This is a genomic window from Streptomyces purpurogeneiscleroticus (genome assembly GCF_020024005.1).
In the GTDB taxonomy this organism is placed as follows: domain Bacteria; phylum Actinomycetota; class Actinomycetes; order Streptomycetales; family Streptomycetaceae; genus Streptomyces; species Streptomyces purpurogeneiscleroticus.
On sequence record NZ_NHSG01000252.1, the window covers coordinates 1 to 9,957 of the forward strand.

The 9,957-nt window shown below is 73.2% G+C and carries 10 protein-coding genes; 6 read left to right on the forward strand and 4 right to left on the reverse strand.

Features of this window, described 5'->3' with window-relative positions; all coding sequences use genetic code 11:
• A partial coding sequence (locus CCS38_RS16265) for a hypothetical protein (protein WP_223733995.1) occupies positions 1–316 on the reverse strand: 316 nt, incomplete at its 3' end.
• A 171-nt stretch (positions 317–487) separates the two neighbouring features.
• Here CCS38_RS16265 and CCS38_RS16270 point away from each other — a divergent pair.
• A complete protein-coding gene (locus tag CCS38_RS16270; protein ID WP_223733996.1) occupies positions 488–1,159 on the forward strand; it encodes an MOSC domain-containing protein in 672 nt (223 codons plus the stop codon).
• 7 nt (positions 1,160–1,166) lie between these two features.
• On the opposite strand, the gene CCS38_RS16275 is transcribed toward CCS38_RS16270, so the two are convergent.
• Both CCS38_RS16275 and CCS38_RS16280 read right to left on the reverse strand, forming a co-directional pair.
• Complete coding sequence (locus CCS38_RS16275; protein WP_223733997.1) at positions 1,167–2,024, reverse strand: SDR family NAD(P)-dependent oxidoreductase; 858 nt, start codon at positions 2,022–2,024, stop codon at positions 1,167–1,169.
• Between the two features lie 137 nt (positions 2,025–2,161).
• On the reverse strand, positions 2,162–3,187 hold the full coding sequence (locus tag CCS38_RS16280; protein WP_223733998.1) for an AraC family transcriptional regulator: 1,026 nt from the start codon (positions 3,185–3,187) through the stop codon (positions 2,162–2,164).
• A gap of 105 nt (positions 3,188–3,292) precedes the next feature.
• Between CCS38_RS16280 and CCS38_RS16285 the strand changes: the two genes are divergently transcribed.
• The 5 genes from CCS38_RS16285 to CCS38_RS16305 all read left to right on the forward strand — a co-directional run bounded on the left by CCS38_RS16285 (position 3,293) and on the right by CCS38_RS16305 (position 9,238).
• The gene (locus tag CCS38_RS16285) at positions 3,293–4,909 is read left to right on the forward strand and encodes a flavin-containing monooxygenase (protein WP_223733999.1); all 1,617 of its coding nucleotides are present in this window, start codon (positions 3,293–3,295) and stop codon (positions 4,907–4,909) included.
• Complete coding sequence (locus CCS38_RS16290) at positions 4,906–5,865, forward strand: alpha/beta fold hydrolase (RefSeq protein ID WP_223734000.1); 960 nt, start codon at positions 4,906–4,908, stop codon at positions 5,863–5,865. Before CCS38_RS16285 ends, CCS38_RS16290 begins: the two co-directional genes overlap by 4 nt.
• An 8-nt stretch (positions 5,866–5,873) precedes the next feature.
• Positions 5,874–6,704: an alpha/beta hydrolase fold domain-containing protein gene (locus CCS38_RS16295; RefSeq protein WP_223734001.1), complete on the forward strand. Its 831-nt coding sequence runs from the start codon at positions 5,874–5,876 to the stop codon at positions 6,702–6,704.
• A 101-nt stretch (positions 6,705–6,805) separates the two neighbouring features.
• Positions 6,806–8,224 carry an amidohydrolase family protein gene (locus CCS38_RS16300; RefSeq protein WP_223734002.1) on the forward strand — a complete coding sequence of 473 codons (1,419 nt, stop codon included), beginning with the start codon at positions 6,806–6,808 and terminating at the stop codon, positions 8,222–8,224.
• A gap of 57 nt (positions 8,225–8,281) precedes the next feature.
• Positions 8,282–9,238: a helix-turn-helix domain-containing protein gene (locus CCS38_RS16305; protein WP_223734003.1), complete on the forward strand. Its 957-nt coding sequence runs from the start codon at positions 8,282–8,284 to the stop codon at positions 9,236–9,238.
• Here CCS38_RS16305 and CCS38_RS16310 read toward each other — a convergent pair.
• Positions 9,213–9,957 (reverse strand): PIG-L deacetylase family protein (locus tag CCS38_RS16310; protein WP_372457087.1); only part of this gene is annotated, 745 nt, incomplete at its 5' end. The two genes, CCS38_RS16305 and CCS38_RS16310, sit on opposite strands and share 26 nt — an antisense overlap.

The following is a 9,957-nucleotide window of genomic DNA, read 5'->3' on the forward strand; positions in this document are numbered from 1 at the left end:
GCGCCGCGTCGAAATTGGCCGCCGACATCTGCTGCCGCGCGTTGTCCCCGTGCTCCTGCTCACCGGAGCTGAACGCCGAATCCATCCCCGACTGACCGCCCAGAATCCCCGACAGGGAACTCTGCAGGGCGGAGGCGATCTCGTCCGACCGGGCCTTGAACTGGTCGAAGGCCGCCTTGCCCGAACCGTTGAACTTGCCCTCCAACGGCGCCGCCGCGTCCACCAGCTGCCGGATCAGCGTCCCCAGGTCCTCACTCGACCCACGCGACTTCGACTGCAACGTCGACAGCGTCTGCGCTCCCATGTCGAACTTCATCAGGCTCCCCCTGCCGGGCCGAACGGCTGTCGTCTTAAGTGGAGCCATATCTATCAAGTCGGGATGAGCGCCGCAATCGAGGGTACCGAGCCTGTGGATAACCGTGCGGCGGCGTATCAGTAAGCCGCCCGACTGCGACCCAATGGTCCCGTTAGAGCCTAGATTCGGGTTATGAAGATCCTCAGTGTGAACGTCGGGGCGGCGAAGCCGGTCGAATACACCGATGCGCCGTCCGGAACGACCGGTATCGACAAGCAGCCGGTGACCGGGCCGGTGCGGGTGACGGCCCCCGGACCGGCCGGGGTAGGGGCGAGCGGAGTGGCCGGTGACACGGTCTGCGACCTGCGCTACCACGGGGGCGACGACCGGGCTGTCTACGCCTTCGCCAGGGAGGACCTGGACGCCTGGGAGCAGGAGCTGGGGCGGCCGCTCGCCAACGGCGCGTTCGGGGAGAACCTCACCACCGTGGCGATGGACCTGCGCGAGGCGCTGGTCGGTGAGCGGTGGCGGGTCGGGGACGGGGTCGTGCTGGAGGTGACGGGGGGCCGCATCCCGTGCCGTACGTTCGCGGGCCGGCTCGCGGAGAAGGGCTGGCTGCGGCGGTTCACGCTGGCGGGCTCCTCGGGGGCGATGCTGCGCGTCATCGAGCCGGGGGAGTTCAGCGCCGGCGACCGGGTCGAGGTGGTGGACCGCCCGGATCACAAGGTCACGGTCGGGCGGCTGTTCCGCGCCGTGACGACCGAGCGGAAGGCGCTGCCGGAGATGCTGGTCGCCGCGGAGTGGATGGAACGCGAGCAGCTGGAGATCGCCCGGAAGTACGCCGCCAAGTACGGGAGCCGCTGACGCCGCGCTACCGCCCGCGGCGCGCCGTCGACGGGCGGAGGCGGTTCATGACGCTCAGGTACGAGGCGGGGAAGAGGCGGGCCAGCAGGTCGGGGACGACGGCCGAGGCGGCGATCAGGACCCGGGGCCTGCGGGTGCGGATGCCCGCCAGGATCTGCTCGGCGGCCTTGTCGGCCGGGTAGGTCAGCAGCTTGGCGAAGCTCTCCTTGCCCGCGCGGGACTCGGCCGGGTCGGCCGCGGCGGCCACGCGCGCGTTCTCGGCGATACGGGTGCGGATGCCGCCGGGGTGGACGGTGGTGACTCCGGTGGCGCGGTCGGCGAGCTCGTGGCGGAGCGACTCGCTGAAGCCGCGCAGCGCGAACTTGCTGGCGGCGTACGCCGACTGGCCGGGCGGCGCGATCAGCCCGAAGAGGCTGGAGACGTTGACGATGTGGCTGCCGGGGGAGCGCAGGAGGTGCGGGAGGAAGAGCCGGGTGAGGGCCACGGGCGCGCGGAAGTTGATGGCCTGTACCCAGTCGAATTCCTCGGCCGTCAGCTGCTCGAAGCGGCCGCCGAGCGCCACCCCGGCGTTGTTGATCAGGAGCGTGATGCGGGGGTGGGCCTCGGTGATCCGCGTGACGAGGGCTTCCAGGCCGTCGGTGTCGGAGAGGTCGGCGACGTGGGTGTCGACGGTCAGGCGCGGGTGTCCGGCGCGTATCTTGTCGCCGACCGCCGCCAGCCGGTCGGCGTCCCGGTCGATGAGGACGAGATCGCTGCCGCGCGCCGCGAGACCGTAGGCCAGCTGCTCGCCCATGCCGCCGGCCGCGCCGGTCAGGACCGCGGTACCGCCGGCGAAACGGTACGGGGAGAGGGCGGCGGCAGGCATGGGGCTCCTCCGGTAAGGGCTTCGGCGATCTCCGGCCGCACCAGTCTGCCCGTGAAGCACCGCCCCCGGCTTGACCCTGCGCGACAGAGGCTTACCTCTGCGCGACAGCGGCTTGCGGCGCGACGCGGCGCCCGGGGTCAGCCCGTACGCCCCTCCGGAAGCCGTTCGCCGCGGCGCACCCCCGTCGGCGACATCCCCCACCACCGCCGGCAGCAGCGGCTCAGGGCCGACTGTTCGGAGAGGCCGAGGAGCGCGGCGATCTGGGTCATGGGGATGGCGGTGCCCGTGAGGTAGTGGCGGGCGGCCTGGCGGCGTACGTCGTCCAGGATCGCGGCGTACGTCGTGCCTTCGTCGCGCAGCCGCCGCTGCAGCGTGCGCGGATGGACGCTGAGCAGCCGGGCGACGGCGCCGATGTCGGGCGGGGTGGTGCCCAGGGACTGCTGCACGGCGCCGCGGACCCGGAGGACGATATCGGCCCGTTCGTCCGGCGCCTGTTCGGCGAGGAAGGCCAGGGCGAGCCGGCGGAGGTGTTCGTCGCCGCCCGCGAGCGGCCGGTCGCCGAGGCTCTTCGGTACGCGGAGCAGGGCGGCGGGACCGGCGACGCGTACCGGGGCGCCGAAGAACTCCTCGTACGTGGAGAGCGGTGCGGCGGGGCGGTACGGGAGCTCGACGGTGCGGAGCCCGTAGGGGCCGTCCACGAGGAACTGGATCGCGCGGTGCAGGAAGCCGAGCCCCAGGTCGGTGCCCTGGACGGGGGCCGGCAGGCCGGGGTGCGGGCCGTAGCGGAGCGCGGCGATGCCCGGCGCGTCGTACGGGTCGGGTTCGAGGGTGAGGCTGAGGGCCTGCGCATGGACGAAGAGGTAGCGCGAGGTGCATTCGAGCGCGTCGGCGACGGTGGGGGAGTGCTGGATGGCCAGGGCCAGCGCGCCGAGCATGCCGAAGTCCTGGCGGGCCGCGACGCGCAGGCCGAGGTCGGGGCGGTCCAGTCCGGCGGCGGCGAGCTCCAGCACCTTCGTCATGGCCTGGTCGTCGACCAGGAGGTCGTCGGTGTCGAGCGCGGCGACGGGCAGGCCGGCGGCCGCGGCGTACTCCTCGGCGTCGCCGCCCAGCTCGGCGACCGTCGCACGGAAGCCCCGCAGCCCCGCCGATCTGATCACCGACATGGGGAGGACCTGTGTCCGGACCCGGTCACCGACATGTCGTTCAGGGTCAAATACGTGTCGTATGAAGTCAAGAACCCCGCCGGCCCCATTGCGCACACTGGGGCCATGACGACTTCCGCCGGCCAGCGGCCGGACACCGAGCACATCGATCGGCCGGACACCGAGCACATCGATGTCGTGATCGTGGGCGCCGGGCTGTCCGGCGTGGGCGCGGCCTACCGGCTGCAGACGGAGTGCCCGGGACGCTCGTACGCGATCCTGGAGGCCCGCGCCTCCCTGGGCGGCACCTGGGATCTGTTCCGCTACCCGGGCATCCGCTCGGACTCCGACATGTTCACGCTCGGCTATCCGTTCAAACCGTGGCGGGATGCCAAGTCGATAGCGGACGGCCCGACGATCCTGCGGTACATCAAGGAAACGGCGGCGGAATTCGGGATCGACCGACACATCCGGTACCGCACGAAGGTGCTCTCGGCCGACTGGTCGACGCGGGAGGCGCGCTGGACGCTGACCCTCGAACGCACCGACGAGGCGACCGGCGAGGCCGTACGGTCCACCGTCACCTGCGACTTCCTGTACTCCTGCGCCGGGTACTACAACTACGACAAGGGACACGCGCCCGACTTCCCCGGCCTCGACTCCTTCACCGGGACCGTCGTCCACCCGCAGTTCTGGCCCGAGGACCTGGACTACAAGGGCAAGCGCGTGGTCGTCATCGGCAGCGGGGCCACCGCCGTGACGCTGGTACCGGCGATGGCCGGACAGGCCGAGCGGGTCACCATGCTGCAGCGCACGCCGACCTGGATCAGCGCCGTGCCGGGCCGCGACAAGATCGCCGACAAGGTGCGGAGCGCGCTGCCCGCGGGCGTGGCCCACCGCGCCGTGCGGACGAAGAACATCCTCTTCGGCATCGGCTTCTACCAGTTCTGCCGGCGGCGCCCGCAGGCCGCGCGCAAGCTGCTCACCCGCCTGAACACCCGCATGCTGAAGGACGAGCAGGCGGTGCGGGACCACTTCACGCCCTCGTACAACCCCTGGGACCAGCGGCTGTGCGCGGTGCCGGACGCCGACCTCTTCAAGGCGCTGAAGCAGGGCCGGGCCGAGGTCGTCACCGATCACATCGACACCTTCGTCCCCGAGGGCATCCGCCTGAAGTCGGGGAAGGTGCTGGAGGCGGACGTGGTCGTCACCGCCACCGGGCTGCAGCTGCTCGCCTTCGGCGGGATCACTCCGGAGATCGACGGGCGGCCGGTCGAGCTGTCGCGGCAGTTCGTGTGGCGCGGCGCGATGATGACCGGCGTGCCCAACTTCGCCGTCTGCATCGGCTACACCAACGCCTCCTGGACGCTCCGCGCCGACCTCACCTCGCGGCTGGTGTGCAAGGTGCTGAACTTCATGGACCGGAACGACTACGCGGCGGTGGTGCCGGAGCCCGGGCGTCCGCTCGCCGAGCGGCCGCTGCTCGACCTTGCCGCCGGGTACGTCAAGCGCTCCATCGACGCGTTCCCGCGGCAGGGCGACCGCGGGCCGTGGAAGGTGCGGCAGAACTACGTGCTGGACGCCGCCACGACGATGCGGACGAACCTCCGGCGCACGCTGAAGCCCACGCCCCGGGCGGCCGTGCGCGGCGGGCAGCACCTGCCGGGCCGCGAGCCGGAGCACGCGCCGGCCGGTGCGCCGGGGCAGGACCGGGCGCACGCGCGGGCGGAGGCCGCCAAGTGACCGCCGCCGACACGACATACGTGGATGTCGAAGGCCACCCCGTACGCGTACGCGTCAGCGGCGCAGCGGACGGCCCGCCGGTCGTGCTGCTGCACGGCATCGCGCGCAGCCTGGAGGACTGGCAGCTCACCCACGACCTGCTCGCGGCGCGCGGCTACCGGGTCGTCAGCACCGACCTGCCCGGCTTCGGCCTGACCCGCCGCATGAAGGGCCGCGCCGGGCTCGCCTCCTTCGCGCGGGCCGTGACCGGCGTGCTGGACGCGCTGGGCGAGCGGCGGCCCGTCCGCCTGATGGGCAACTCGCTCGGCGGCGCGGTCGCCATGACCGTCGCGGCGGAGTACCCGGACCGGGTGGCGGCCCTCGTCCTCGCCAACAGCGCGGGCTTCGGCCGCGAGGCCAACCTCTCGCTCGGCTCCATGGGTTACGCCGTACTGGCGGCGCTGCCCGGTGTCGGGAAGCGGTTCCGGGGCCGGGCCCGGGAGGCCGGTGTTCAGGTCAACCGCGACCTGTTCCACGACCCGCGGCACGCGACGGAGGAGCTGATCCGGCACGCGGGGCTGGTCGGCCGGCAGCCCGACTTCCGGGGCACGTTCGTCGCCACGATGCTGAGCCTGGGCGTGCCGGTCCTCGGCTCGTACCCCGGCTGGCGCCGCCGCCTTCTCGCGCGGAGCGCGGCGGCCCGGGTGCCCACGCTCGTCGTCTGGGGCGACGCGGACGCGGTACTGCCGGTCACGCACTTCCACGCCGCGGTCGCCGCGCTGCCGCACGCCCGCAGCCACCTCTTTCCCGCCACCGGGCACATGCCCCAGATCGAGCGGGCGGCGGAATTCACCGCGCTGGCGGCCGGGTTCCTGGACAGCGTGGCGGGCCCCGCGAAGGATGTGCCGGACCCCGCGAAGGACACTGCGGGGGACGACGCCGGGAGCGCGGCGGCGAGGGGCACCGCGAAGGGATGACGTGACGGATGGCGGGGACGTGCGCGCCGGCCACGCAGGCCGCACCGGTACCGGCCCCGCTCCGCGCCCGCTACGAGGTGACCCGCTCGACGGTGGCCGGCCGCCCGGTCCTGCGGCTCGTCCCGCGCCGCGGCGCCACCGGCCGCCAGCTGCTCTACACGCACGGCGGCGCGTACGCCTTCCCGCTGCAGACCGCCCACTGGTGGCTCCTCCAGCACGCCGCAAAGGACACCGGCGTCACCCTCACCGTGCCGCTCTACCGGCTCGCCCCCGACGGTGACGCGCCCGCGGCGTACGCCCTGCTGCGTACGGTCTACGACGCGCTGTGCGCCGAGGCGGGGCCCGGGAACGTCGCGCTCGGCGGCGACTCGGCCGGCGGCGGGCTCGCGCTCGGCCAGGCCGTCGCGTACCGGGACGCGGGCCTGCCCACGCCGCGTCAGGTGCTGCTGTTCTCGCCGTGGCTGGACCTCACGATGTCGCACCCGGCGCTGCCCTCCCTCGAACCGCTCGATCCGTTGCTCCGTACCGACGACCTGATCGAGGCGGGGCGGCTGTGGGCGCACGGCGCCGATCCGTGCGACCCGCTGCTCAGCCCGGGGTTCGCGGACGTGGCCGGGCTGCCGCCGGTACATGTCTTCCAGGGCGGCCGGGACCTCTTCGCCGCCGACGCGCGGCAGCTGGCGGACCGGCTGGCGGCGGCCGGGAACGGCGGCACGTGCACGTTCGAGCCGGAAGCGGGCCACGTCTACGTGAGCGCGGTGTGGACCTCCGAGGCGCGGAGGTCCCTGGCCCGGGTCCGCCGCCTGCTGGGCGACCCGGTGACTCGCCAAGTGGTCTGATCCCACGAAGAGTTGAGCCTTCGGTCGGGTCAACCGACAGAGAGTCGGTTGGCCTGAAGTCGCCTCTCGGGACGGCGTGTTACCCGCGGTACAACAACGGAATGACTTTTCCGAAACCGACGCCGGAACTCACCCGAAGAACGGTCCTCGCCGGACTCGGCAGCGTGCCGCTCGCCGCGGGCATCGCCGGTGCCGCGCCACGGCAGGAGGCACCGCCCGGACCCGGCGACGGCGGGGGCCGCGACACCCTGCTCCGCGGCGCCGACCTCGTCCTCACCATGGACCCCGAGGCCGGGGACGGCGAGCTGGGCACCCTGGAGCACGCGGACGTACTGATACGCGGCGGACGGCTGGCCGCGGTGGGCCACGGGCTGACGGCGCCGGAGGGCACCCGCGTGATCGACGCCCGCGGCAAGCTCGTCCTCCCCGGCTTCGTCGACCTGCACAACCACCTGTGGCAGTCCAGCATCCGGGGCGGCTGCGCGGACCAGGACCTGAACGGCTGGCTGGCCGCCTGCAACCGCGCCACCCTCCCCAGGATCGACGCCGCGGACATGTACCGCTTCGTGCGCCTCGCCGCCCTGGACGCCCTGCAGGCCGGCGTCACCACCGTCGTCGACTGGGTGCACGGCATCCCGTACGACACCAGCGAGCAGTACATCCGGGCGCTGGACGACTCGGGGCTGCGCTTCGTGTACGCGATGACGCAGAGCGCCGACGCCATCGACCTCGTCCCGCGCGTCAAGAAGGAGCTGCTGGACCCGCTGCCGCTGGCCTCCGCGCAGGTGTCCGTGCACGCGGGCATGAAGGCCGTACCGGAGCTGCGCCGCTTCCGGGAGGTCGCGCACGACCTGGGCGTGATGCTCAACTCGCACGTACTGGAGCACCGCGACGACCGCGCGGACGATCCGATCCGCTCGCTCCGCGAGGCCGGCGCCTTCGGGCCCGGGCTGCTGATGAACCACGCGATCCACCTCACCGACGACGAGCTCGCGCTGACCGCGGAGCACGACGTACGGGTGGCGCACTGCCCGCTCAGCAACATGCGGCTGGCCTCCGGCGTCATGCCGCTGCCCGCCATGCACCGGCGCGGCATCAAGGCCGGGCTCGGCCACGACGGCGGCACCAACGACACCTCGGACATGTTCAACGTCATGAAGGCCGCGGTCGGGCTCCAGCGCGCGCTGCACGAGGACGCGGAGGTCCACCCCACCCTCCCGGCCGTGCTGCGGATGGCGACGCTGGGCGGCGCCGAGTGCATCGGAATGGCCGACCGGATCGGCTCCCTGACGCCCGGCAAGCGCGCCGACGTCCTCGTCCTGAACCCCGGCACGCTCAACTTCGCGCCCCGCTTCGACTGGGTGAGTCAGATCGTCCTGAACGGCCAGCCGCCGAACGTCTCGTACGTCTTCGTCGACGGCCGGCTGCGCAAGGCCCGCGGGGAGCTGGTCGGCGTCGACACGGAGGAGGCCGTACGGGAGGCGGAGCGCGCGGCCGCGCACGTCCGGGCCGCGGCGTAGCATCCGCGTCATCCCGGGCTTGAGTCTCCGGCCACGGGAGACTCCAAGGTGGTGGACATGAACGACGACGCCCTCCGGACCATCGGTGAGCTGGCCCGGCTGACCGGGATCAGCGTGAAGACCATCCGGTTCTGGTCCGATGCCGGAGTGGTGCCGCCGACCGACCGCACACCCGCCGGCTACCGGCTCTACGGCCCCGGCGCACTGGCCCGCCTCGGCCTCGTCCGTACGCTGCGCGACCTGGGGGTCGACCTCGCCACGATCCAGCGGGTGCTGGCGCGCGAGATCACCGTCCCCGAGGTCGCGGCGGCGCACGCCGACGCCTTGGACGTGCAGATCCGCACCCTGCGGCTGCGCCGGTCCGTACTGCGCGCGGTGGCCGGACGCGGGTCCACACCCCAGGAGATGGAACTCATGCACAAGCTCGCCCACCTGTCCGAGCGGGAACGCCGCCATCTGATCGAGGAGTTCACCGAGAGCGTCTTCGGGGGACTCGACGTCGGCACCGAGTTCCTGGAGATGATGCGCGGCGCCGTGCCGGACCTGCCGGACGACGCGTCCCCCGAGCAGATCGCGGCCTGGGTGGAGCTGGCGGAACGGGTCCAGGACGAGGAGTTCCGGGCCGGTATCCGCGCGGCCGCCGCCGACCAGGTGCGGGCCCGCACCGAAGGCGCCGACCCGGACCCGGCCGCGGCCCGGGAGACGGCGGCGCTGCTCCAGGAGCGGACCGCGGCTGCCCGCGCGGCCGGCATCGCCCCCGAGTCGGCGGCGGCGCGCCCGGTGGTCGACGAGCTGGTGGCTGCTTACGCCGGGCTGTCCGGGCGGAGCGACGGGCCGGAGTTCCGGGCCTGGCTGCTGGCCCGCCTGGAGTCCTCGCACGTCGCCGAGTACGAGCGGTACTGGCAGCTCCTCGCGGTGATCAACGGGCAGTCCGCACCGGCCGCGACGGCCCCGGCGGTCGAGTGGCTGATCGCGGGGCTGCGGGCGTTCAGCGGGGGAACACCTCGAACGTGACGGCCGGAAGGCCGCGGTGGCGGTCGCCCGCCATCTGGAGCATCTGCTCGATGAAGCCGCGGGCGTAGGCCAGCGGGTCCTGGGCGCCGCCGTTGAGCCCCTCGATGTACGAGCGGTGCTCGGCGAGCGAGGCGATGGCGCGCTCGATGCCGGGGCCGACCTCGACGGCGTGCGTGGGGTGCGGCGATCCGGCGACCGCCACCCGGCGCACGCCGCCCCAGGGCGCGAGGCCGTACTCCTTGAACAGCTCGGGGAAGATCCAGCGGTTGCCCGCGTCACCCGCCGCGTCCAGGACGGCCCGCCCGACCACCCGGTGGTCGGGCGTGTTCCAGTGCACACCGCCCCAGGTGTCGTGGTGGTTGAGCGTGATGAGCAGCTCCGGGCGGTGCCGCCGGACCGCGGCCGCCAGGTCGCGGCGGAGCGGCAGCCCGGCCTCGATGATGCCGTCCGGATGGCCCAGGAACTCCACGTTCTGCACGCCGACCGCCGCCGCGCTCGCCCGCTGCTCGGCCTCCCGGACCACCGCGCACTCCTCGGGGCCGAGCCCGTCGATGCCTGCTTCTCCGTGGGTGACCAGGAGGTACGTGACCTCGCGGCCGGCGTCCGTCCACTCGGCGACCGCGGCGGCGGCGCCGTATTCGAGGTCGTCGGGGTGGGCGACGATCGCCAGCGCGCGCTGCCAGTCGTCGGGCAGTGGCGTGAGGCCGGCGGGGCCGGGG

Bases quoted from the DNA above. Each gene is read 5' to 3' on its own strand.
- CCS38_RS16280 (WP_223733998.1), bottom strand. From the start codon at position 3,187: ATGTCGGTGATCAGATCGGCGGGGCTGCGGGGCTTCCGTGCGACGGTC.
- CCS38_RS16275 (WP_223733997.1), bottom strand. From the start codon at position 2,024: ATGCCTGCCGCCGCCCTCTCCCCGTACCGTTTCGCCGGCGGTACCGCG.
- CCS38_RS16285 (WP_223733999.1), top strand. From the start codon at position 3,293: ATGACGACTTCCGCCGGCCAGCGGCCGGACACCGAGCACATCGATCGG.
- CCS38_RS16305 (WP_223734003.1), top strand. From the start codon at position 8,282: ATGAACGACGACGCCCTCCGGACCATCGGTGAGCTGGCCCGGCTGACC.
- CCS38_RS16300 (WP_223734002.1), top strand. From the start codon at position 6,806: ATGACTTTTCCGAAACCGACGCCGGAACTCACCCGAAGAACGGTCCTC.
- CCS38_RS16270 (WP_223733996.1), top strand. From the start codon at position 488: ATGAAGATCCTCAGTGTGAACGTCGGGGCGGCGAAGCCGGTCGAATAC.
- CCS38_RS16295 (WP_223734001.1), top strand. From the start codon at position 5,874: ATGGCGGGGACGTGCGCGCCGGCCACGCAGGCCGCACCGGTACCGGCC.